General features: G+C 74.0%; 20 protein-coding genes. 11 read left to right on the top strand and 9 right to left on the bottom strand.

The window, feature by feature from the left end:
• Window positions 1-20: 20 nt before the first annotated feature.
• Complete coding sequence (locus tag AB7F12_RS10240; RefSeq protein ID WP_428499658.1) at window positions 21-686, bottom strand: TetR/AcrR family transcriptional regulator; 666 nt, start codon at window positions 684-686, stop codon at window positions 21-23.
• A 148-nt stretch (window positions 687-834) separates the two neighbouring features.
• Here AB7F12_RS10240 and AB7F12_RS10245 point away from each other — a divergent pair, with 148 nt between their 5' ends.
• Genes AB7F12_RS10245 through add form a run of 4 tightly spaced genes read left to right on the top strand, consistent with a single transcriptional unit; the run spans window position 835 to window position 5,086 of the window.
• Window positions 835-2,568 (top strand): MFS transporter, encoded by a 1,734-nt coding sequence (locus tag AB7F12_RS10245; protein WP_428499659.1) that lies wholly within the window; start codon window positions 835-837, stop codon window positions 2,566-2,568.
• Window positions 2,565-3,338: an MSCRAMM family protein gene (locus AB7F12_RS10250; protein ID WP_428516743.1), complete on the top strand. Its 774-nt coding sequence runs from the start codon at window positions 2,565-2,567 to the stop codon at window positions 3,336-3,338. The genes AB7F12_RS10245 and AB7F12_RS10250 overlap by 4 nt, the downstream gene beginning before the upstream one ends.
• Window positions 3,339-3,377: 39 nt before the next feature.
• The gene (locus AB7F12_RS10255) at window positions 3,378-4,076 is read left to right on the top strand and encodes a GntR family transcriptional regulator (RefSeq protein WP_428502050.1); all 699 of its coding nucleotides are present in this window, start codon (window positions 3,378-3,380) and stop codon (window positions 4,074-4,076) included.
• The gene (gene add / locus AB7F12_RS10260; RefSeq protein ID WP_428502049.1) at window positions 4,073-5,086 is read left to right on the top strand and encodes an adenosine deaminase; all 1,014 of its coding nucleotides are present in this window, start codon (window positions 4,073-4,075) and stop codon (window positions 5,084-5,086) included. Before AB7F12_RS10255 ends, add begins: the two co-directional genes overlap by 4 nt.
• Here add and AB7F12_RS10265 read toward each other — a convergent pair.
• Window positions 5,059-5,874, bottom strand: a complete 816-nt coding sequence (locus AB7F12_RS10265; RefSeq protein WP_428502048.1) for a carbon-nitrogen hydrolase family protein — start codon at window positions 5,872-5,874, stop codon at window positions 5,059-5,061. The two genes, add and AB7F12_RS10265, sit on opposite strands and share 28 nt — an antisense overlap.
• A 308-nt stretch (window positions 5,875-6,182) precedes the next feature.
• Here AB7F12_RS10265 and AB7F12_RS10270 point away from each other — a divergent pair, with 308 nt between their 5' ends.
• Window positions 6,183-6,560, top strand: a complete 378-nt coding sequence (locus tag AB7F12_RS10270) for a hypothetical protein (protein ID WP_428502047.1) — start codon at window positions 6,183-6,185, stop codon at window positions 6,558-6,560.
• A gap of 141 nt (window positions 6,561-6,701) precedes the next feature.
• Here the strand turns inward: AB7F12_RS10270 and AB7F12_RS10275 are convergent, their stop codons facing one another.
• Both AB7F12_RS10275 and AB7F12_RS10280 read right to left on the bottom strand, forming a co-directional pair.
• Window positions 6,702-7,559 (bottom strand): class III extradiol dioxygenase subunit beta, encoded by an 858-nt coding sequence (locus tag AB7F12_RS10275; RefSeq protein ID WP_428502046.1) that lies wholly within the window; start codon window positions 7,557-7,559, stop codon window positions 6,702-6,704.
• An 8-nt stretch (window positions 7,560-7,567) separates the two neighbouring features.
• A complete protein-coding gene (locus AB7F12_RS10280; protein WP_428502045.1) occupies window positions 7,568-7,927 on the bottom strand; it encodes a protocatechuate 3,4-dioxygenase in 360 nt (119 codons plus the stop codon).
• Between the two features lie 465 nt (window positions 7,928-8,392).
• Here AB7F12_RS10280 and AB7F12_RS10285 point away from each other — a divergent pair, with 465 nt between their 5' ends.
• On the top strand, window positions 8,393-10,126 hold the full coding sequence (locus AB7F12_RS10285; protein ID WP_428502044.1) for an IlvD/Edd family dehydratase: 1,734 nt from the start codon (window positions 8,393-8,395) through the stop codon (window positions 10,124-10,126).
• 145 nt (window positions 10,127-10,271) lie between these two features.
• On the opposite strand, the gene AB7F12_RS10290 is transcribed toward AB7F12_RS10285, so the two are convergent.
• The 5 genes from AB7F12_RS10290 to AB7F12_RS10310 form a co-directional block, all read right to left on the bottom strand.
• On the bottom strand, window positions 10,272-11,801 hold the full coding sequence (locus tag AB7F12_RS10290) for an alpha/beta hydrolase domain-containing protein (protein ID WP_428516741.1): 1,530 nt from the start codon (window positions 11,799-11,801) through the stop codon (window positions 10,272-10,274).
• A 508-nt stretch (window positions 11,802-12,309) separates the two neighbouring features.
• Entirely contained in the window at window positions 12,310-12,945 is a 636-nt protein-coding gene (locus AB7F12_RS10295) for a TetR/AcrR family transcriptional regulator (RefSeq protein WP_428502041.1), read from the bottom strand.
• Between the two features lie 194 nt (window positions 12,946-13,139).
• The gene (locus AB7F12_RS10300) at window positions 13,140-14,384 is read right to left on the bottom strand and encodes a cytochrome P450 (protein ID WP_428502040.1); all 1,245 of its coding nucleotides are present in this window, start codon (window positions 14,382-14,384) and stop codon (window positions 13,140-13,142) included.
• On the bottom strand, window positions 14,381-15,511 hold the full coding sequence (locus AB7F12_RS10305; protein WP_428502039.1) for a thiolase family protein: 1,131 nt from the start codon (window positions 15,509-15,511) through the stop codon (window positions 14,381-14,383). Before AB7F12_RS10305 ends, AB7F12_RS10300 begins: the two co-directional genes overlap by 4 nt.
• The gene (locus AB7F12_RS10310; protein ID WP_428502038.1) at window positions 15,508-15,795 is read right to left on the bottom strand and encodes a Zn-ribbon domain-containing OB-fold protein; all 288 of its coding nucleotides are present in this window, start codon (window positions 15,793-15,795) and stop codon (window positions 15,508-15,510) included. The genes AB7F12_RS10305 and AB7F12_RS10310 overlap by 4 nt, the downstream gene beginning before the upstream one ends.
• 325 nt (window positions 15,796-16,120) lie before the next feature.
• On the opposite strand from AB7F12_RS10310, the gene AB7F12_RS10315 reads away from it, so the two are divergent.
• The 5 genes from AB7F12_RS10315 (at window position 16,121) to AB7F12_RS10335 (ending at window position 22,637) form a co-directional block, all read left to right on the top strand.
• On the top strand, window positions 16,121-17,230 hold the full coding sequence (locus AB7F12_RS10315; RefSeq protein ID WP_428517904.1) for an LLM class flavin-dependent oxidoreductase: 1,110 nt from the start codon (window positions 16,121-16,123) through the stop codon (window positions 17,228-17,230).
• A 244-nt stretch (window positions 17,231-17,474) separates the two neighbouring features.
• Entirely contained in the window at window positions 17,475-18,296 is an 822-nt protein-coding gene (locus tag AB7F12_RS10320; protein ID WP_428499794.1) for an SDR family NAD(P)-dependent oxidoreductase, read from the top strand.
• Between the two features lie 42 nt (window positions 18,297-18,338).
• Window positions 18,339-19,763 carry a phenylacetate--CoA ligase family protein gene (locus AB7F12_RS10325; protein ID WP_428499793.1) on the top strand — a complete coding sequence of 475 codons (1,425 nt, stop codon included), beginning with the start codon at window positions 18,339-18,341 and terminating at the stop codon, window positions 19,761-19,763.
• Between the two features lie 71 nt (window positions 19,764-19,834).
• Complete coding sequence (locus tag AB7F12_RS10330) at window positions 19,835-20,839, top strand: PDR/VanB family oxidoreductase (RefSeq protein WP_428499792.1); 1,005 nt, start codon at window positions 19,835-19,837, stop codon at window positions 20,837-20,839.
• Between the two features lie 70 nt (window positions 20,840-20,909).
• Window positions 20,910-22,637 carry a helix-turn-helix domain-containing protein gene (locus tag AB7F12_RS10335; RefSeq protein ID WP_428499791.1) on the top strand — a complete coding sequence of 576 codons (1,728 nt, stop codon included), beginning with the start codon at window positions 20,910-20,912 and terminating at the stop codon, window positions 22,635-22,637.
• Window positions 22,638-22,669 lie beyond the last annotated feature (32 nt).

Consider the following 22,669-nt stretch of genomic DNA (forward strand, 5'->3'; position numbering starts at 1 on the left):
CCTGGGCAACCCCAGCCCACTCAGGGGGTCGGGGTGATCGGGGCCAGCCAGATTCCGGTCACGGCGTCGACGAGCCCGGTCGCGGCGTCGTGCCAGGACGCCCGCGGGGTCGCGGTGCCGTCGGCGAGCGCCCGTTCGCGTTCGGCCGGGACGTGCATCATCAGCTGGCGGACCATGGAGCCGCGTTCGGCACGGACGGCGGCGGGCATCGTCGGCAGGCACGCCTCCAGCCCGTCGAGGGCGTGTCGTAGCGAGGCCGAGCCGAGTGACTCCTCGGCGACCTTCTCGCGCAGGACGGGGTCGGTCGTGACCTGCGCGGCGAAGCGGGCGAACCAGGTCGGGCTGCCGAGGGCGTCGAGGTGGTCGGTCATGGGCCGGACCAGGCAGCCGACCCAGTCGCGGACGTCGGTCGAGCCGGCGACGGCGGCGACCCGGTCCTCGCGCAGCCGGTCGACGTCGGCGGTGTGTCTGCGGACGATGGCGCGCACCAGGTCTTCCTTGGTGCCGAAGTGGTAGCCGACGGCGGCGGTGTTGCCCTGGCCGGCGGCTTCGCTTATCTGGCGGTTGGAGACGGCGACGACGCCGTGTTCGGCGAAGAGCCGTTCGGCGGTGGCGAGGATGGCCTCCCGGGTGGCGTCGGCGCGCCCGGAGCGGGCGGGCGCCCTCCCCGGGCTGTTCACCGTCATGAGCACCTCCACGTCGTGGGTCCAGTGAACCCGCGTGCCCGGATTGAGTCAACCAGGTGATTTAACTCATGGGGCGCTGACAGGACGCGCCGCCGATGACAGCCTTCTCTCAATCAGCTGATTGAACTGCCGCCCCCGGAGCACGCCCGTGACCGCACGCCGCACCGTCCGCCCGAACGCCGTCGTCGCCGTCCTCTCGTTCGCCGGCATCGTCGTGGCACTGATGCAGACGGTGATCATCCCGCTGGTCCCCCAGCTGCCCACGCTGCTGAACGCGTCCAGCGCCGACACGGCCTGGGTGATCACCGCGACGCTGCTCGCCGCCGCCGTCGCCACCCCGACGGTCGGCCGCCTCGGCGACATGTTCGGCAAGCGCCGCATGCTGCTGGTCAGCCTGGTCGTGCTCGTCGCCGGTTCGGTGGTCACCGCGCTGGCCGACAGCCTGCTGCCCGCGATCATCGGCCGGACCCTGCAGGGCCTGTCCGCCGCCGTGATCCCGCTGGGCATCAGCATCATGCGCGACGAGCTGCCGTCCGAGCGGCTCGGCTCGGCGGTCGCGATGATGAGCGCCTCGCTCGGCATCGGTGGCGCGCTGGGCCTCCCGCTGGCGGCGCTGATCGCCGAGGAGGCCAGCTGGCACGTGCTGTTCTGGGTCTCCGGCGGGTTGGGCACGGTGGCGCTGGTGCTCGTGCTGGTGCTGGTCCCGGAGTCGCCGCTGCGCGCGGGGGGCAGGTTCGACCTGGTCGGCGCGCTCGGGCTCTCGGTCGCACTCATGGCGCTGCTGCTCGCGATCTCCAAGGGCGGGGACTGGGGCTGGGCGAGCGGCCCGACCCTGGGCCTGTTCGCGGGCGCGGCCGTCGTGTTCGTGGCGTGGGCGTTCTGGGAGTTGCGCACGCCGTCGCCGCTGGTCGACCTGCGCACGTTCACCCGCACGCAGGTGCTGCTCACCAACATCGCCTCGGCCGTGTTCGGCTTCGCGATGTTCGCGATGTCGCTGGTCCTGCCGCAGCTCATGCAGCTGCCCCCGGCGACCGGGTTCGGCCTGGGACTGAGCATGCTCGACGTCGGGCTCATCATGGCGCCCAGCGGCCTGGTCATGATCGCGACGGCGCCGCTGTCGGCGAAGCTCTCACGCACCTACGGCCCGCGGACGACGCTGATGGTCTCCGCGCTGGTCGTCGCGGCCGGGTACGTCCTGACGATCCTGCTGATGTCGCAGGTGTGGCACTTCGTACTCGTGTCGATCGTCATCGGCGCCGGCATCGGGATCGGCTACGGCGCGATGCCCGCGCTGATCATGGGCGCGGTCGACGTGTCGGAGACGGCGTCGGCCAACAGCGTCAACACGCTCATGCGCTCGATCGGCACGTCGGTGGCCAGTGCCGTCGCCGGGGTGATCCTCGCGCACATGACGATGGCACTCGGACCGGTGGCGCTGCCGACCCAGAACGCCTTCCGGGTGGTGCTGGTCGTCGGAGCAGGCGCCGCGGTCGTGGCGTTCGCGGTCGCGATGTTCCTGCCGCGCCGGGCGGCCCGCCCCGCCGCCGTCGAACCGGTCATCGCGCAGGTCCCCCCGCCTCCCGACGCTCCGCGCTGGGCCTCGCGCACCCTGGACGGGTGCGTCGTCGGCCCGCCGGGCCCGGGCGTGGTCACCGTGACCGCGTACGCGGCGGACGGCAGCGTCGTCGGTTCGACACGCACCGGCGCCGACGGCCGCTACCGCCTCGCCGGCGTTCCCGCCGAGCCGCTCACGCTGGTGGCGACGCGGCTGCCCGCGGTGCACGAGACCGTCACGGTCCGGGCCGCCGAGACCCGCCACGACATCGCCCTGCCCGGCGCACCACCGCCCGCACCGGTGCTCGCCGCCCGGGAGCAGTCATGAGCGCGCGGGACGACGGCCCGGTCGCGGGCGCGGTGACGGGCGTCGTCCGTTCCGGAGACACCCCGCTCGGCGACGCCGTCCTCACCTTGACCGACGGTGCGGGCACGCAGGTCGGGCGGATCGCGCAGACCCCCGGGGGCCACTTCGGGTTCGACGCCGTCGCGCCCGGCCGGTACGTGCTGATCGCGCACCATTGCGGGCACCGGCCCCGGGCCCTCACGGTGCGGGTGGCGGCCGGGCAGCCGACGATGCCGCTGGCGGTCGCACTCGAGCCGATCGCCGGGGTGCGTGGGGTGGTCCGCGATCCCGACACCGGCGCCCCGGTGGCGGCCGCGACGGTGGTGGCGCTCGACGCGGGCGGTGACGTCGTCGCGACGACGATGTCCGATCCCGACGGCACGTACCGGCTCGGCGGGGTGGGCGCGGCGATCACGCTGGTGGTGGCCGCGCCGGGGGCCGACCCGGTCGCCCGCGGCATCGACCGCGACGCCGGCCCCGACGGCAGCGACCAGGTCGTCGACCTGCCCGTCCGGACCCGGGGATCGTTGGCGGGCACCGTGTCCGGGCCGGGACCGGCGGCCGGGCTGGGGCTGGTGCTGCTCGACCCGACCGGCCGCGCGGTGGCTGCGACGACGACCGGCGGCGACGGCGGCTACCGCTTCGGCGCCGTCCCGGCCGGGGTGTACACGTTGCGGTCGGACACCCGCGCCGCGGTCGCGACGGTGGCGGTCGGCCCCCACGAGGAGCCGCCGGACCTCGTCCTGTCCTGATCCTGCTGCGGGACGTGCCCGGTGAAGTACGGTGACGGGATGAGCCCTGCCGGCCTGCCCGCCGACGTGCTGGGCCCGGTCGGCGGACGGCGCATCGCAGCACCCCTGCGCGAGCAGATCACCGATGCCCTGCGGCGCGCGATCCTGGAGTTCCGGCTCGCACCGGAGCAGCGGCTCGTGGAGCGCGAGCTGATGGAGGTCAGCGGTGTCTCGCGGGCGACGATCCGGGAGGTGCTGCGCAGCCTCGAGGGCGAGGGGCTGGTGCGGATCGTCCCGCAGCGGGGCGCGGTCGTCGACGTGCCCGGCCCGGCAGAGGCCGCGGAGCTCTACGAGGTGCGCGCGACGTTGGAGGGTCTGGCGGCGCGGCGGTTCGTCGCCCACGCCTCACCCGCCGACCACGCGGCGCTGGCCACGGCGCACCAGGCGTTCGCCGACGTGGCGCGCGACCGGCCCGACGAGATCCTGGACCTGTTGCGCGCCAAGGACGACTTCTATGCGGCGTTGCTCGACGGCGCCGGGAGTTCCGCGATCCGGACGCTGCTGGGGCAGTTGCAGGCGCGGGTGCGGTTGTTGCGGGCGCGGTCGCTGTCGCGGCCGGGGCGACCCGCGGAGTCGGCGGCCGAGCTGGGGGCGCTCGTCGCGGCGCTGGCGGCGGGCGACACCGCCGCCGCGGTCGCGGTGTGCGAGCGCCACATCGACAACGCGGCCGCCTCGGGCAGCGCGGTGGGCACCGGGTGACGGTCACCGACATCGCGGCGGCGCTGCCCAAGGCGGAGCTGCACGTCCACCTCGAGGGCACCCTGGAGCCCGAGGACCTGATGAGGCTCGCGGCGCGCAACGGGGTCGCGCTGCCGTGGTACACCGCCGACGAGGTGCGCGCCGCGTACTCCTACTCCGGTCTCGCGGAGTTCCTGCAGCTGTACTACCTGGGCTGCACCGTCCTGCACACGCGCGCCGACTTCCACGAGCTCACCGCCGCCTACCTGCGCCGGGCCGCCGCGCAGGGGGTGCGCCGGGCGGAGATGTTCGTGAGCCCGCAGCCGTTCCTCGGCCGCGTCCCCGTCGACGACGTCCTGGGCGGTGTGCTCGACGCGGTCGCCGACGCCCGCACCGATCTCGGCGTCGACGGCGCGGTGCTCGTCATCGCGCAGCGCCACCGCACGCAGGCCGAGGCGCTGGAACTGCTCGACGTGATGGCGCCGTGGCGGGAGTCCCTGCTCGGGGTCGGGCTGGGTGGTGCGGAGGTGGGCAACCCGCCGTCGAAGTTCGCCCGGTTCTTCGCCGACGCCCGCGGCCGCGGCTACCGGCTGGCCTGCCATGCCGGCGAGGAAGGTCCCGCCGACTACGTGCGCGAGGCCCTCGACGCCGGCGTGGAGCGCATCGACCACGGCTACACCGCCGCCGCCGACCCGGCGCTCGTGGCCCGGCTGCGCGACGAGGGCGTGCCGCTCACGATGTGCCCGCTGTCGAACCTGCGGCTGCGCGTCGTCGACACCCTCGACGGCTACCCGGTCATGGCGCTGCACGAGGCGGGTGTGGTCGCGACGGTCAACTCCGACGACCCGCCGTACTTCGGCGGGTACGTCGCCGACAACTACGCCGCGCTCGGACTGTCGACGCGACAGCTGGCCGCGTTGGCCCGCAACAGTTTCACGGCGTCGTTCGCCCCGGCGGACGACGTCGCGGCCGGGATCGCGGCCGTCGACGCGTTCGAGGCGTCTCAGCCGAACGACGCCGAGGCCCCCTGACGCGGGTCGCGGGCGTTGGCGAGCACCCCGGTCGCGGTCCGCACCGGGACGGCCGCGTCGAGATCGATGTCGACGACGAGCAGCCCGGGCTCGGCACCCAGCGCGCCGAGGACCGCGCCGTTCGGGCCGGCGACGAGGCTGTGCCCGACCCCGGTCGGCGCCTTCCCGTGCTCCCCGCCGACCGTCGTCGGGTCGGCCTGCCCGCACGCGGCGACGAACGTGCCGGAGTCGAGCGCGCGGGCGCGCACGAGCAGCTCCCACTGCGCGAGCTTGCCCTCCCCCGCGCCCCACGACGCCGGGAGCACGACGGCGTCGGCGCCCTCGGCGGCGAGCCGCTGGAACAGCGCGGGGAACCGGACGTCGTAGCAGGTGGCGAGGCCGATCGTGGCGCCGTCGACAGCCACGGTGACCGGGGTGTCCCCCGCCGCGACGGTGTCGGACTCGGCGAACCCGAACGCGTCGTAGAGGTGGATCTTGTCGTAAGAGGCCTCGACCCCGCCGCCGGTGACGAGCAGGGTGTTGCGGACGCGGCCGTCGGCGGGGGTGAACATCCCGGCGACGACGGTGATCCCGGCGCCCGCGGCCGCCTCACGCACGGCGGTGGCCCACGGGCCGTCGAGCGGCTCGGCGACGGGGCCGAGCGGGATCCCGAAACGACACATCGTCGCCTCGGGGAACGCGACGATCCGGGCGCCCGCGTCGGCGGCGCGGCGCACCCCGTCGCGGACGAGGTCGAGGTTGGCCGCGGGGTCGGTGGTGGCGGCGATCTGGGCGAGGGCGATGCGCATCACGGCCGACCCTAACCCGCCTCGCCCGCAACCTCATTGCTGTCCCGGGCCGGGGAGGCGACCGTGAGGTTGCGCGCGGAGCTCAGGCCGCGAACAGCGCCAGGATCGCGGCGGCGACGTCGTCGGGACACTCCTCGGGCACGAAGTACCCGCACGGCAGCACGACCCCTGGGCGGCGGGCCCGTCGTCGAGCGCCCGGAGGAGCGTCGCGGCCGGGCGCTTCCTCGTCTCTGCTGTTGACGACGATTCACCGCAACGCCTACGTTGTCCACGACAGAGACGATGTTCGGACGTGAGATCGTGCGCGCATGACGCGGCGCTACCTCGGGGTGATCGGCGTGGCCGAGGCGCTCGGGGTGAGCCGGCACGCCGTCCACAAGTGGCGCGGGCGCCACCCCGGGGGATCGGCCCATCCCTTCCCGGAACCGGACGTCGAGATCGACGGGGCTCCCGGCTGGGCGGAGGACAGGGTGGACGAGATCGAGCGGTGGCGCGACGGGCTCCCGGGCCGCGGCGCGGGCGGCGGCAGACCCACCGCCCTGCAACGGGAGTACGTCGAGACGGCGGCGACGCGCGGGCTGGACCGCGAGGAGGCCATGCACGCCCTGGCGGCCTTCCGGAACTCGTTCCCGGAGATGAGCGAGGCCGAGGTGTGCACGTGGCTGATCCGGGAATGGCGCGAGTGACCCCCGACCGGACGCCGTCGGCGGCTCCGGTACGCCGTCCCCTCCTGGCCCGTGCCGGGGGCCGAGGGGACCGGCGGACCAGGCGGACGACCGGACCGGTCCGCGACGTCCGAGTCGCGGGCCCGGCCGCCGCTCACCCGGTCATGCGGGCCCGGCCGTGCGGTTGTCGAACAGCGCCAGCCCGGCGGCGGTGTTGGACGCGGGCACGTGGTAGGCGCTGTGCACCTTGCGGACCTGCGCGTTCATCGCTCCCCGCATCACCAGCCACATGATCAGCTCGATGCCCTCCGAGCCCGCCTCGCGGATGAAGTCCTCGCGCGTGAGGGCGGCCAGCTTCTCCGGGTCGTTCTCGATGGCGTCGAGGAACATGGCGTCGAACCCGGGGTTGATGAACCCGGCCCGGGCACCCGCGAGCTGGTGCGACATGCCGCCGGTGCCGAGGATGCCGACGGTCCGCGCACCGTCGAACGACGCGATGGCCCTGCCCAGCGCCTTTCCGAGGGCGTAGCAGCGGGCCGCGGTGGGCTGCGGGTACTGGATGACGTTGACCAGCAGCGGCACCACCGGGCACGGCCAGGCGTCGCCGGGCTCGGGCGTCCACACCGACAGCGGCACGGTGAACCCGTGGTCGACGTCGAGCTCCTGGAAGACGGTGAGGTCGAACCCGTCGTCCATCAGGTTCTGCAGCAGGTGGAACGACAGCTCCGGGGAGCCGACGACGTCGGGCACCGGGCGGCGCCCGAACCCCTCGTCGGCCACCTGGTAGCGCTCGGCGGTGCCGAGGGCGAACGTCGGCACGATGTCGAGGTCGATGCCGTTGGCGTGGTCGTTGTAGATCAGGATCGCGACGTCGGGGGTGTTGTCCGCCAGCCACTTCCGGGCCGGGGCGTAGCCCTCGAACAGCGGCGCCCACACCGGGTCGGCCGTCATGCCGCGGTCCATCGCGGCCCCGATCGACGGGACGTGCGACGTCGCCAGCCCCCAGATCACCTCAGACATCGGCCACCTCACACATCGGTACGCCCTCCCGCGAGCATCGCGGCCTTGAACTCGGCCTCGGACATGCCGGTGAACACGCCGCCGAGGTACTGCATGGAGTGCCCGTCCATCATCGCGAGCTTGTAGATGTAGAAGATGCTGCCGCCCAGGTCGAGCATCGCCTGCCAGTCGCGGGCGAGCACCGCCGTCGTCTGGTCGTCGGTGAGGCCGAACCGCGCGCAGTAGCCGGGCTCGTCGGCGAGGAAGTCCGTGCGGGCCGCCTCGGTGCGCAGCGACATGAACAGCTTGTTCATGGGGAACCCCCGCCGGCTCGTGGGGCCGTCGAACACGTAGGTCCCCGGCAGGTCCGGACTGATCCGGCTCGTCATCTGGCCGCTCCCAAGCTCGGGCCGGCGCTCCGTCGACAGGTCCGACAGCGGGCACCGGCGCCCGTCGTCCCCCGACCGTAATTCCCGCCGCGGCCCTGGGCCATCACGCGCCCGACCCTTGTGCTGCGCGACAAATGACATACCCCCGCGCTGGTCGGGTACGTCAAACGACCCGTGGTGGTCCCGCCATCGGGCCGTCCCGTCCGGAGCACCCGCGACGTGTGGCGCTTCCAGGCTGGCGCACCGCGGCGTCGGGGTAAACCTGTGAGCGGCAATAGTCGTCATAGCGACTATTGCCGCTCACGACCCCGGCTCCGGGTGGCGACCACGGGCCGGACCGGTAAGAGCCGCGGCACGCTGCCTCCGCGTTGACGCCGCGCGCCCGGCGTGGACACGATGCCGGGCGGGCGGCGTCGTGGCCGTCGCTCCCGCGGGGTCCCGAGGCCACGCCACCACGGGGGATCGATGAGCTCGACCGAGCGCGCACCCGCACTGCGCAGTGCCGAGTGGTACTCCGGCGACGACCGCAACGCCTACATCCACCGCGCCTGGATGCGCCGCGGCGCACCGGGTGACGCGTTCACCGGGCGCCCGCAGATCGCGATCGCCAACACCGCGTCCGACCTGACGCCGTGCAACCGGCACCTCACCGAGGTCGCCGCGTCGGTCCGCGACGGTGTGCACGCCGCGGGCGGGACGCCGCTCGAGCTGCCGGTGGTGTCCCTGGGCGAGACGCTCGTGCGTCCCACCGCGATGCTGTGGCGCAACATGGCCGCGATGGCGACCGAGGAGATGTTGCGCGCCAACCCGATCGACGGCGTCGTGCTGCTCGGCGGCTGCGACAAGACGATCCCGTCGCTGCTGATGGCAGCCGCGTCGGTCGACCTGCCCGCCGTCGTCGTGCCGGGCGGGCCGATGCTCACCGGCACGTTCCGGGGCAAGCCGTTGGGCTGCGGGACCGACGTGTGGCGGCTGTCGGAGGAGGTCCGCGCCGGCACCCTGTCCGCCGACGACTTCACCCGCTCCGAGTCGTCGATGATCCGCAGCCGCGGGCACTGCAACACGATGGGCACGGCGTCGACGATGGCGCTGGTCGCCGAGGCCCTCGGCACCGTCGTGCCCGGGGTGGCGGGGACGCCCGCACCCGACAGCAGGCTGCTGGAGTCCGCGCACCTGACAGGGCGGCTCGCGGTGGAGATGGTGGCCGCCGACCGCAGGCCCAGTACGTTCCTGACCAGGGCGTCGTTCCACAACGCGATCGTCGCGCTGGCCGCGGTCGGCGGGTCGACCAACGCCGTCGTGCACCTGCTCGCGATCGCCGGGCGGGTCGGGGTCGAGCTCACCCTCGACGACGTCGACCGCATCGGGTCGCGCGTGCCGATGCTCGTCGACGTGGCACCCGCCGGCCGCTTCCTGATGGAGGACCTGCACCGCGCCGGTGGGCTGCGGGCCGTGCTGCGCGAGGTCCGCGACCTGCTCGACCCGGCCGCGCTCACCGTCATCGGCACGCCGCTCGTCGACGGCCTCGACGACGCCACGATCTGGGATCCCGAGGTCGTGCGGACGCGGGACGACCCGGTGGTCGCCGAGGGCGGGATCGCGGTGCTGCGCGGCAGCCTCGCCCCCGACGGCGCCGTCGTGAAGCCGGCCGCGGCGTCGCCGCACCTGCTGCGGCACAGGGGCCGGGCGGTCGTGTTCGACTCGATCGAGGACTTCGACGCCCGCGTCGACGACCCGGACCTCGACGTCGACGAGAACTCCGTGCTGGTGCTGCGCGGCTGCGGCCCCAGGGGCTACCCGGGGATGCCGGAGGTGGCGAACCTGCCGTTGCCGCCGAAGCTGCTGGCCCGCGGTGTGCGCGACATGGTGCGGGTGTGCGACGGGCGGATGAGCGGCACCGCCTACGGCACCGCCGTGCTGCACGTCGCCCCCGAGGCCGCGGCGGGCGGGCCGCTCGGGCTGGTCCGGACCGGCGACGTGATCGTCCTCGACGTGCCGGCGCGGCGTCTGGACCTCGACGTCCCCGCGGGCGAGCTCGCCACCCGCCGCCCCGATCCCGCGACGGAGGCCGCTTTCGCAAACCCCCGTCGAGGCTGGGAACGGCTCTACGTCGACCACGTCCGGCAGGCCGACACCGGTGCCGACCTGGATTTCCTCGTCGGCTCCAGTGGGTCGGACGTCGGCCGCGACTCGCACTGAACCGCGGCATCCGACGTCGCCGGCCGCGACCCGCTTCCGACGTGCGCGCCGGCGCGGGGCCCGGCGGCTGCGGTCCACCGGCCGGTCCCCGGCGGAGCTCCCGCCGGGGACCGCCCGGGTCACCGCGCGCGGTCAGCGCGCGGGGTCAGCGCGCGGGGTAGGCGCCTGCCACCGTCGTCCGCACGGCCTGGACCTCGGTGGGCAGGAGGAACCCGTCGTCGGCGAGTCGCTGGACCGTCGGGTCGACCGCGGCCTGGTAGCCGGCCGCATCGCGGTACTGCTCCTGCAGCTGCGCGGTCGGGATCGGCGCCCAGCCACCGAAGTTGCCGCAGATCGCGGCGATGTCGGCGGTCGAGACCGGGGTGAGCACCGGGGGCTCGGCGCGCGCGACCGCGTGCTCGACCTCGGCGAGCCGGACCCCACCGACCGGGTTCTGGTGCTGGTCGACGCGGGGCACCCGCACCTCGGTCCCGGGCAGCGGGTTCACCAGCGGGCCGGTGGCCGGACCCGGCTCCAGCTCGAACACCGCCGAGGGCGGCAGCGCGGTGCCGAACGACTTCTCGTCCAGGTCGGTCAGCAGGCCGGTCAGCAGCCCGCGCAGGTAGGGACGGTCGTCGATCGGGTTGAGCGGGACGGGCGTGCCGCCGTTGCAGCCGAGCTTGTCGAACGCGTAGCCGGGCGGCACGGCGGACTCGGGGGCGTGCGCGGCGGGCAGGTCGTAGCGGCGCACCCGGTCGGGGATCGGCTCGGTCAGCGAGACCGAGGCACGCAGCCGGAAGTAGTCGGTGTACTTGACGACGTCGACCACCACGGGGTCGCTGTCGGGGCGGCGGAGCATCGCCGCGTAGGTCATCGGGACGCCGTTGGGACGCACGTACGGCTGCTGCGGCTGGCCGTCGTCGGCCATCCGGTTCACGGCGAGCCAGTTGCCGGCGGCGCTGACGAGGAACGCGCCGTCGAAGACGCCGGCGCGGGTGGCCGGGTCGGCGTTGAACCCCTCGGCCAGGAAGGACGTCGCCGCCCAGGACGACTGGCTGAGCCCGGAGAGGACCGTGGTGCGGAACGGCTCGACACCGGCGGTGGCCAGTTCGGGGCGTCCGGCACGCAGCATCCGGCCGAAGTCGCGGACCGTGACCAGCCCGATCCCCTGTGCCGTGGCGGGGACGCCTGCCGCGATCCCGGTCTGCCACTGCACCCGTGCGTAGGCCAGCTTCGCGGTGCGGAGGAACCCGTTGCCCATCTCGCCGGGGTGGGTCGTCTTCGACGGGGGGCCGCCCGCGGTGACCAGCGCGGGCTGGTCGGTGAGGAAGCCGAGCGTGGTGGGGTTGCCCCGGTTCTCCACGTCGACGAGGACGGCGCTCGCGCCACCGGCGGGCATCAGCACCTCGAACTCGGCCTCGTAGCCGATGCGACCGTCGCCGCCGGCGGGCTGCGCGGCCAGTCCGACGACGTCCTCGCCGGCGTCGACCGCTCCGGTCAGCACGCCGTGCACCCGCCGGGTCCCGTCGGTGAGGTCCTCGGTCCCGGTGACGCGGACCTCGGTCACCTCCGACCGCAGTGGGGGCGGGGGCGCCGGGTCGGAGGCCGGCGAGCCGGTCGAGCAGCCGGTCAGGACGGCGATGGCGGCCGTCGCGGCCACAGCCGGCCTGAGCAGCCGGCGGAGAGTTCGGGACATGGTGCCTCCGGGTGTCGACGTCGACACTCCCCGGCGCGGGGGACGCCGGGGAGGAGTTCGGGGTCGTCGCGGTCCGGGACCGTGACGAAGGATCGATGAGCGGTTCGGAGGTCGCACACGGCGCGGTCCCACCAGCCCGGACACACAGGTCAGCAGCTGGTCCGCGGCCCGCTCACCGTCGGCCGGGACGACGCCGCGAAGGATGCGCCTCCTCCGAGGCTCGTCGATGAGCGGATGTAAGCAAACCTTTGGTCAAGAATCAAGAGCATGTCAGCCATCGACAGGTCCGCTGAACACGACATCACGCAGCAAACAGATAGATAATGGCAGGTCTGGCGCCCTCGCCGTGACACAGAAACGACCGTCGGTTTGTTTATCGCGGGCGACGTGTGACCCTCGTCGCCGACCAGACGGGCCCGCGCGCCCGCCCCGCGCGTTCGGCACGCACCCCCGGGCGAGCCGCCGCCCGACGTCGACGCCGCGGCCCGCCCGTCGCCGCGCCCGGCCCTCAGACCCGGGCTGACACCGCGTTCGGGGTCCCCTTCGCCAGGCCGTGGACCCCGCCCGCGGCGAACAGACCGCCGAGGGCGAGCGCGAAGAGCTCGTCCGCCAGCTGGGCGTCGGCCTGCGGGTTCTGCGGGACGAACCAGTGCTGCATCCAGTCGAGCATGCCGACGATCGCCCTGGCGGCGACGGCGGGCTGGCCCGCGAACGAGAACTCCCGGTTGCCGACCCCCTCGGCGAGCAGCGACTCGATCGCCGAGATGTAGCGGCGGTCCATCTCGGCGAACTCCGCGAAGGCCGGTGACCGGACCTTCCCGACGTGCTGCAGGTACACGAACGCCGCCGGGTGGTAGTCGGCGAAGATCCGCACCTGGGTGCGGATCAGCTCGCGCAGTCGCATCGCGACGCTGCTACCGGTGTCCGCGCGCAGCCGGTCGAGCTCCGCCAGCAGCGCCCGCGCCGGCTGTTCCACGACGGCGAGCAGGAGCTCCTCCTTGCTGCCCACGTAGTTGTAGACGCTTCCCTTCAGGATGCCGACGCGGGCGCCGATGCTCTCCAGGGTCGCGCTGTCGTAGCCGTGCTCCCGGAACTCCTCCCCCGCGGCCCGCACCAGATCCGGCCAGCGGCTCGGTCGTGGCATCGTCATCCCCTCCCGGTGGGCGGCCGGGAGCCGACCGCGACGTCGGCCCCCGGCCGGTTCGATCTCTCGGTGCCGCGGGACCGGACCCGGCCCCGCGACCGGTCACGCGCGCGGCCGCGCGACCAGGTCCGGACCTCCGCCGCAGGTGGTGCTCGCCGACCCGCCCGCGCACGTGCGCCGGCGACCGGTCCGCCTCACCCGACGTCGTAGCGGACGGGGAAGCTCTCCATCCCGCGCGAGAGCAGTACCGGCGCCCAGTGCAGCTGGTCCTCGTCGAACCGCAACGACGGCAGCCTCTCGAGCGCCCGTGGGATGGCGACGGAGGCCTCCAGCCTGGCCAGCGGCGCCCCGAGGCAGTAGTGCAGGCCGACACCGAAGCCGAGCTGGCGGCCCTGCCTGCGGGTGATGTCGAACGTGTCGGGGTCGTCGAAGACCGCCGGGTCCCGGTTGGCCGCCGACGGGCTGAGGAACACCCGCTGGCCGCGCCGCAGGGTGCGCCCACCCATCTCCACGTCCTCGGCCATCACCCGGGCGACGGTCTTGGCCGGCCCGTCGAACCGCACGACCTCCTCTATCGCACCGTTGAGCAGACCCGGATCGGCGTCGAGCAGTGCCCGTTGCCCGGGATGGCGCAGCAGCGCCAGGACACCGCTGGCGATGAGGTTCGTCGTCGTCTCGTGCCCCGCGAACAGCAGCAGGACACCGGTGGAGATGACCTCCTCGTGACTGAGCGAGTCGTGCTCGTCGCGGGCCGCGATGAGCGCGGACAACAGGTCGTCGGCCGGTTCCCGCTCGTGCCCGGCGACGAGGTCGGACAGGTACGCGGTGAGCTCGGCCATCCCGCTTGCGCCGACGGCGTGCCGGTCGGCGTCACCCATGCCGCCGAACACCAGGCCCGTGATCTGGTCGGACCACCGTTTGAAGTCGTCCTGGTCCCGGCGCGGCACACCGAGCATCTCCGCGATCACCGACGCGGTCAGCGGGTAGGCGTAGTCCCGGACCAGGTCGACCCGGCCGGAGCCGGAGCTCGTCGCCGCGTCGAGCAGCTCGTCGGCGAGCTCGTCGATCCGCCCGCGGATCCGGCCGACCGCCCGCGGGGTGAACCCGCGACTGAGCAGCTTGCGCAGGCGGGTGTGGTCCGGCGGGTCCTTGAAGACCATCCACTCCTCGAGGACCCCGAACGCCGCGCGCAGTGCGGGGTCGGCGTCGGGGCCGTCGAGCTTCGCGCGGCGGTACGGGGAGATCCGGTCGGAGGAGAACCGGGTGTCGCGCAGGGCCGCGGTCACGTCGTCGAAGCGGGTGATGAACCAGGAGCGGTACTTCTCGCTCCAGTGCACCGGATCGTGTTCACGCAGGGCGGCCAGCACGGGGTACGGGTCGGCGACCGCCTCCGGGCCGAGCAGGTCGACCCGGTCGAGGTCGATCCCGGACGTGCTCACGGGCCCTCCAGGACGGCGACGACGCAGGCGTTCCCGTCGAGGACGGACACTCCGCCGCCCATGGTCTCGACGAGCCCGATGCGGGCGGCCTCGACCTGTCGGCCACCGGCCTCGCCGCGCAGCTGCCACACGATCTCGGCGATCTGGGCGAGCCCGGTCGCGCCGAGCGGGTGGCCCCGCGACAGCAGCCCGCCCGACGGGTTGACCGGGTGCCGGCCACCCAGCGCCGTCACCCCCTCCGCCGCGGCCTTGCCGCCCTCGCCCTCGCCGACGAGCCCGAGCGCCTCGGTGGTGACGATCTCGCCGATGGTGAAGGCGTCGTGCACCTCGACGACGTCGACGTCGGTGACCGTGTCGAGGCCGGCCGCGGCCAGCGCGTCGGCGGCGGTGTCCCGGACGATGTCGTAGCCCCAGACGTGGGGCGAGTCCTGGTTCCACGGACGTCCGCTGCGCATGGCCACCCCGCGCACGGCGACCTCCCGGGCGCCGCCGGTCGCGGGCGCGAGAACGGCCGCCGCGGCGCCGTCGGAGGTCGGGCAGCACTGCAGGAGCGTCAGCGGGTCGGAGATCATCTTCGAGCCGAGCACCTCCGCCACCGTGTAGCGGCCCGAGTACTGCGCGCGGGGGTTGTGCAGTGCGTGCGCGTGGTTCTTCACCGACACGGCGGCGAGCTGTTCGAGGGTGACGGCACCCAGGTGCAGGTAGCGCGCGGCACTCATCGCGTACAGCGCGGGCAGCGCCAGCCCGGAGCTCTGCTCCGGGTCGGTCGGCTCGGGGGTGATGGCGCCGGAGAACGCGGTGCTCATCTGTTCGAGGCCGAGTGCCAGGACCCGCCCGTAGCGGCCGGAGCGGACCGCCTCGTGGGCCTCGGCGAAGGCGGTGGTGCCGCTCGCGCAGGCGTTCTCGACGGTGATGACGGGGATGCCGGTGATGCCCAGTGCCCGCAACGTGCGCTGGGCCAGCCCGGCCGGGCCGAAGACCGTGCCGACCCACACGGCGTCGACGGAGTCCGTCTGCGCGTCGGCCATGGCCTCGCGGACCGCGTCGTGCGCGAGCGCGATGAAGTCCCGGTCGGGCTGGCGGCCGAAGTGCGAGGTCCCGACACCGTGGACGGCGACGGCACTCACGAGGCCACCGCCGCGAGCAGCTCGACCGCCAGGTCGCCCGAGTCGGTCGGGGCGACCAGCCGCGCCCGCGCGCCGACGGCGGGCGCGGCCTGCGCGCCCGGCACGTGGGCCAGGACCCGGGGCCCGTCGTCGAGGTCGACGTAGGCCAGGGCGAACGGGGGGGTGCGGCCGGGAACCGGGATCCGCACGACGGTGGCGCTCCACACCGTTCCGCCGGGCCCGAACGCCGCGGGCTCTCCCGGTTCGGTGCACGCCGGACAGCTCGGCCAGGCGTAGGCGGCCACCGCTGCACAGCGTCGGCACCGCAGGCCGTGGACGCGCCATTCCCCGTCGGCATCGAGCCGGGAACGGGGGCGCGGATCGACGGCATCTGTGAGGGGCACGTGCACTCCCTGAGTCGAGGTCCGTCCATATAAACAAACCAAAAGTCAGTTATCAAATACCCTACGTGCTGGGCGGGGGCCACCAACCGCACCGTCCAGCAGGTAGTAGCGAGGCCACTTGACACGAGCGGTGAAGCCGGTCACTGTGTGCCCGTCAATAAATGACCCTGCGTTTGGCAACGCTCCCCGCCGACGCCGGATGACTGCGGCCAGGAGGTCCCGACCAATGCGGTTCGGCTTGTTCACCATGCCCGAGCACCCCCCGATCGAGAACTGGACGCTGTCCTACGACCGGGACATCGACGACATCGTGCTGGCCGAGAAGCTCGGGTTCTCCGAGTACTGGATCGGTGAGCACCACACGGGCGGCTTCGAGAACGTCCCCGTGCCCGAGTTCATGATCGCCAAGGCCGCCGGCCTGACCAGCCGGATCCGGCTCGGCACCGGCGTCGTCAACCTGCCGTACCAGGACCCGTTCCAGGTGGCGGAGCGGCTCGCGTTCCTCGACCACCTCACCCACGGCCGGCTCGAGTACGGCTTCGGCGGCGGCGGGCTGCCGACCGACCAGGCGCTGTTCGGTCTCGACCGCTCGGAGGCCGCCCCGCGCACGAACGAGGCGCTCGAGATCATCTGGGAGCTGCTGACGTCCGAGGAGCCCGTCAACTACGAGGGCGTCTACTGGAAGTACGAGAACCGGCAGCTGCAGGTCGGGCCGTACCAGGACGTCCCGCCGTTCTCCATCGCCGGCCTCACGGGCACGCACAACTACGCGCGCTGCGGCTCGAAGGGCTGGAAGGCGCTGTCGGTGTACTTCGCCCCGACCGACAACCTCGGCTACCCGCACGCGCCCGACCTGCAGGCCCACGGCAGGGCGCTCACCACCGCCGCCGAGGAGGCCGGTCTCGACCCCGCCGTCGCGCGACAGAACTGGCGGATCAGCCGCGAGGTCTACGTCTCCGACAGCAAGAACCAGGCCATGAACGAGATCCGGGAGGGCGTCAAGCGCTCCTACGAGTACCTGCTGGGGCTCGGCCTGGGTGCGCTCATGAAGAAGGACGAGACGATGGCCGACGCCGATCTCACCTTCGAGTGGATGGCCGAGGAGATCCCCTGGATCATCGGCAGCCCCGACGACTGCATCCGCCAGATCAAGCAGCTCGAGGAGGGCACCGGCGGCTTCGGCACCTTCCTGATCAACGCCAGGGACTGGGTCACCACCGACAAGTGGAACCGCTCGCTGGAGCTCTTCGCCCGCTACGTCACCCCGCCGTTCACCCCGCGGGAGAACCTGGCCCGCCGCAAGCGCCTCGCCGACGTCGCGCTCGGCAAGGGCTGAGGCCCGACCGACGACCGGCGTCGCCGCACCGGCCCGGCCGCGGCACACGGCCTGCGGCCCCGGTCGGCGGCGCCCCGTCGACCGGGGGAGCGCGCCCGCCGGCCCGGACGCGCTCCCCCGGTCGACGACCGCGCCCCGCGGGGCGCGGCGCTCCCGTCGCGTCCCCGTCCGGGACCGCCCCCGCCCCCCGCAGACGGCGCCCCCGACCGGCACCGTCCCACAAGCAGTTCGAGGAGGAACCACCATGTCCGAGGAGAACGTCTTCGCCGGCCGCACGGCGCTCGTCACCGGCGGCGGCAGCGGGATCGGCAAGGCCATCACCGCAGCCCTGCTCGACAAGGGCACCAACGTCGTGGTGCTGGAGATCTCGCCGGAGAACGCCGAGGCCGCCGCGGCCGAGCTCGCCGGCGGCGACCGGCTGACCTTCGTGGCGGGATCGGTGTGCGTCCGCGCCGACGTCGAGGAGGCCTTCCGGGTCGCGGCCGAGCGCTACGGCACCGTGCACCACCTGGTGAACAACGCCGGGACGGCGTCGCTGTCGCTGATCCAGGACACCTCCGAGGAGGAGTGGGACCTGATCGTCGACACCCTGCTCAAGGGGACCTTCCTGTGCACCCAGGCCTTCGCCCGGCAGGCCGTCGAGGCGGGTGCGGGTGGCACCATCGTCAACATCTCCTCGCTCAACGCCGTCGCCGCCACCGACGGGCTGGGCCACTACTGCGCAGCCAAGGCCGGCGTCATGCAGTTCACCCAGGTCAGCGCGGGTGAGCTGGGGCGGCACGGGATCCGGGTCAACGCGATCGGGCCCGGCACCGTCAACACCCCGCTCGGCGCGGGCTTCACGGTCGGCCGGATCGGCCAGGAGTTCCTCGACCGCACCCTGGTCAGCCCCCCGCGGCACCAGGAGGCCTCCGACATCGCCGACGTCGCGATGTTCCTGATGTCGCCCGCCGCCCAACGGGTCACCGGGCACTTCATCCCCGTCGACGGTGGTCAGCACGTGCGCGGCCTGCACTCCTACTGGGACGTGGCCGAGGCCCAGGGCCTGGTCAGCCGCCCCGGCTGACGGTCCGCTCCCCACCCACGAGACGAGAACGAGAGGGCTCCCATGACCAGCGCCACGGAGCCGCGCGCCGCCGCCCGGGACGACCGCGGCTTCCCCCGTTTCTGGGACGAGGAGCGCGAGACCCGCGACCCCCGCGCGCGGGAGGCGGTGATCCTGGAGCGCCTGCAGCACCAGCTGCGCTACGCCTATGCCGAGCTGCCGTTCTACCGCCGGCACTACGACGCGCACGGGTTCCACCCCGACCAGGTGCGGACCCTCGAGGACTTCACCACCGAGGTCCCCGTCATCACCAAGAAGATGCTGGTCGCCGACCAGGTCGAACACCCCCCGTTCGGCAGCTACACCAGGGACTTCACCGCGGCCGACGGCTCGTCGGGGATCGCGCGCATCCACGGCTCGTCCGGCACGTCCGGCACGCCCACGATGTACGCCGTCTCCCGGGCGGACTGGGACCGCGCCGCGGACGTGCACGCCATGGCCCAGTGGTGCGCGGGCATCCGTCCCGACGACGTGGCGCAGGTCGGTTTCCCCTTCGGGCTCTTCTTCGGCGGCTGGGGTGTCCTGCAGGGCCTGGAACGCATCGGGGCGACCGTCTTCCCGCTGGGGGTCACCGACTCCGAGAAGCATCTGGAGCTGATCACCCGGCTCGGCTCGACGGTGTTCACCGCCACCCCGTCCTACTGCATCCACCTGCTGTCGGTGGCCGAGAAGCTGGGCATCGACCTGCGCAACAGCACCGTCCGCACGCTGCTGGTGGGCGGTGAGCCCGGCGGCTCGTTGCCCGGGACCCGCCGGATCATCGAGGAGGGCTGGGGCGCCACCGCGGTCGACGCCGGCTCGACCTCGGAGATGTACCCGTTCCAGACCAGCGTGGGCTGCACCGCGGGCACCGGCACCCACCTGATCACCGACGAGGTGCACGTCGAGGTCGTCGGCGCGGGCGACCTGAACACCCCGGTGCCCGTCGGCCAGCGCGGCGCGGTCGTCTACACCCACCTGTGGCGCGAGTCCCAGCCGATGATCCGCTTCGCGCCGGGCGACGAGACCTACCTCGACGACGAGCCGTGCCCGTGCGGGCGGACCTACCCCCGGATGCCCGAGGGCGTCCTCGGCAGGCTCGACGACATGCTCGTCGTGCGCGGCGCGAACATCTTCCCGTCCGCGGTCGAGACCGCGCTGCGCACCCTCGACGAGCTCGGCCCGGAGTTCCAGATCCGGGTGCGGCGCCCCGGCGCGCTCGACGAGATCAGCGTGCACACCGAGCTCGCCCACCACACCGCGACCACCCTCGCCGGCCTCTCCCCCGACGCGGCCCGCACCCGACGCCTCGAGCTGGTCCGCCGCGCGGAGAGCGCGCTGCGGCTCGCGGTGAACATCAAGGTCCCCGTCGAGCTCCTCGAACCCGGCACCCTGCCCGAGACCACGTTCAAGGCACGCCGGGTCGTCGACGAGCGCCCCCGCCACTGACCGTCGCGCACAGGAGCTCCCGTGATGATCCATCCCTCGGCCGCTGCCGGGGTCGTCGCGCCCGGCCGGCCGTGACGGCCCGCCAGGACACGGCGGCACCCCTCGCCCCGCCGGGGTCCGGACCCGAACGCGAGCAGGACATCGACGCGGTCGTCGTCGGCGTCGACCGGGTCGCCGACGACACCGTCGCCGTGACCGTGCGCGCCGCGGGCGGTGGGCTCCTGCCGGCGTGGACCGCGGGGGCGCACACCGACGTGGTGCTGGGTCCCGGCCTGGTCCGGCAGTACTCGCTCTGCGGTGCCCCCGACGACCTGCGTACCTGGCGGTTCGCGGTCCTCCGGGCGCCCGGGAGCCGTGGCGGGTCGCGCCGGGTCCACGAGCTCGCCGCCGGGGACCGGGTGCGGCTGCGCGGGCCCCGCAACCACTTCCGGCTGCGGCCCGCCCCGCGGTACCTGTTCGTCGCCGGCGGGATCGGGATCACCCCGATCCTGCCGATGCTCGCCGCCGCCGAGCGCGCGGGCGTGCCGTGGACCCTGCACTACGGCGGCCGCAGCCGCGCGACGATGGCGTTCGCCGAGCAGCTGGCGGCAGCCCACGGCGCGCGCGTGGTGCTGCGCCCGCAGGACGAGGAGGGCCTCCTCGACCTCCCCACGATCCTCGGCGGCGCCGCCCCGGGGACCCTGCTCTACTGCTGCGGGCCCGAGGGCCTGCTCAGCGCCGTCGCCGCACACACCGGCCGGTGGCCCACCGGGACCGTCCACACCGAGCGGTTCACCCCCCGCACCGGCACCGACGACGGGGCGGACTCCGCGTTCGAGGTGGAGTGCCGGGCCTCCGGCGTCACCGTCACCGTCGCACCGGGCCGGTCGGTCCTCGACGCGGTGGAGGCCGTGGGCGGGGTGGTCGTCGCCTCGTCGTGCCGCGAGGGAGTGTGCGGCACGTGCGAGACCTCGGTGCTCGACGGCGTCCCCGAGCACCGCGACTCCGTCCTGGACGACGGGGAACGGGCCGCGGGCGAGGTGATGATGATCTGTGTCTCCCGGGCCGCGTCCGCCCGTCTCGTCCTCGATCTCTGAGCCTGCCGGCCGCGTCGTCGTGGAGAATCCGCGGTACGACGCGACAGGACGCGACGACGCGGAGGTGGCGGTGGCCGACCCGGACGGTTCCCGGACCGAGTGGCTGCAGGCCGCCGCCGACGTGCTGCGGGCCCTCAACACCGACGAGTCCCCGGCGACGCTGCTGCGCCGCGTCGCGCGCCACACCTGCGCCCTGACCGGGGCCGACTCGTGCGCGGTGCTGCTGCTCGACGAGGACGGGCAGCGGCTGGTCGCGCGGGCGTCGCACGGCTTGACCGAGACCTACCGCCACGACCTCGACACGCTGCGGCCCCTGCTGGTCCACCCGACGGGCGCGGCGTTCGACGTGCCCGCGGCCCAGGCGGTGCGGGAGCGGCGGACGGTGGTGCTCTCCGATGCCACCGGCCTGGGCGGGCCGTGGCGCGAGGCCGCCGACCGGGAGGGGATCCGCACGATCCTGGCCGTTCCGCTCGAGGCCGGTGACGAGTGCCCGGGTGTGCTGGTCGGCTACTCGCGGATCGCGCACCGGTTCACCGGTTCGGAGATCGCGCTGGCCGAGCTGATGGCCGAGTACGTGGCGACGGTGCTGCGGGCCTCGCGGGTCAAGGACGTGCAGCGGGCGACGATCGCCGAGCTGGAGAAGACCAACGACGAGCTGACGACGGCCGTCGCGAGCCTGCACCACGAACGGGCGCAACGGGAGTGGGCCGAGGCGCAGGACCGGCGGCTGGTGCGGCTGCTGCTCGACGACGCGGGTCTGGACGGGGTGCTCGCCGCGCTGGGCGAGGCGCTCGCGGCGCGGGTCGTGCTGGTGGGCGCCGACGGGTCGGTGCTCGCCCAGGCGGGCGACGGCCCGGGCCTCGACAGCGCGGCCGGTGTGGGGGCGCGGTCGGAGGAGGGGGCCGCGGTCCGCATCGACGGCCCCGGTGTCCAGGCCTGGGTGCTCCCACTGGCGGTCGCCCACGAGATCGTCGCCCGGCTGTGGGTGCTGCGCGCCGCCGACACCGGTTCCGACGCCCCTCCCCTGGCCCGGTCGGTGATCGAGCGCTTCGCGCCGCTGGTGGCGTTGGAGCTGCACAAGCGCGACCACGCCGTCGACACCGCGCTGCGGCTCACCCGCGACCTCGCGGTCGACCTGGTGACGGGAGCGGGCCGCGACGTCGACCTGCGCGACCGGGCCCGCGCGCTGGGCCACGACCTGAGCCGGCCGCACACGGTGGTCCTGGTCGCGGGCGACAGCGCCGCCGCGGTGCGGCGGACGCTGGGCACCGGCGCGCTCGTCGGTGAGGACTCGGGAGCGTCGGTCGCGCTCGTTCCGGACGCCGACCGGGCCGGTGTCGTCACGGCGCTGCGCAGGATCGGTGCGGCGGCCGTGGTCGGGCGGGCCGTGGAGGCCACCGCCGACTACCCCGCGGCGTGGCGGGTGCTGCGCACGGCGGCGGCGCTGGCGGGGTCGCGGGTCGTCGACATCGAGGAACTCGGGGTCGCGACGCTGCTGCTGGAGACGGGCACGCCCGAGGGGCTGAGCCGCCTCGCCGACCGGCGGCTGGGCCCGCTGGAGCACCACGACGCGCAACGGTCGACGGAGCTGGTGGCGACGCTGCGGGCGTGGCTGGGCGCGGGCGGGTCGACCGGTGCGGCCGCGCGGGCGCTGCACGTGCACCCGCACACCGTGGGTTACCGGCTGCGTCGCGTCGCGGAGCTGACGGGTCTGGATCCCCAGCGTGGCGACGACGTCTTCGAGCTGCGGGTGGCGGTCATGGTCCGCGCGATCCAGGACGCCACCCGGGAGCCGTGACGGTTACGTCGCGGACACAGCAATCGCCGCCT

Origin of the sequence: Pseudonocardia sp., assembly GCF_050250275.1 — a bacterium.
GTDB lineage: Bacteria > Actinomycetota > Actinomycetes > Mycobacteriales > Pseudonocardiaceae > Pseudonocardia.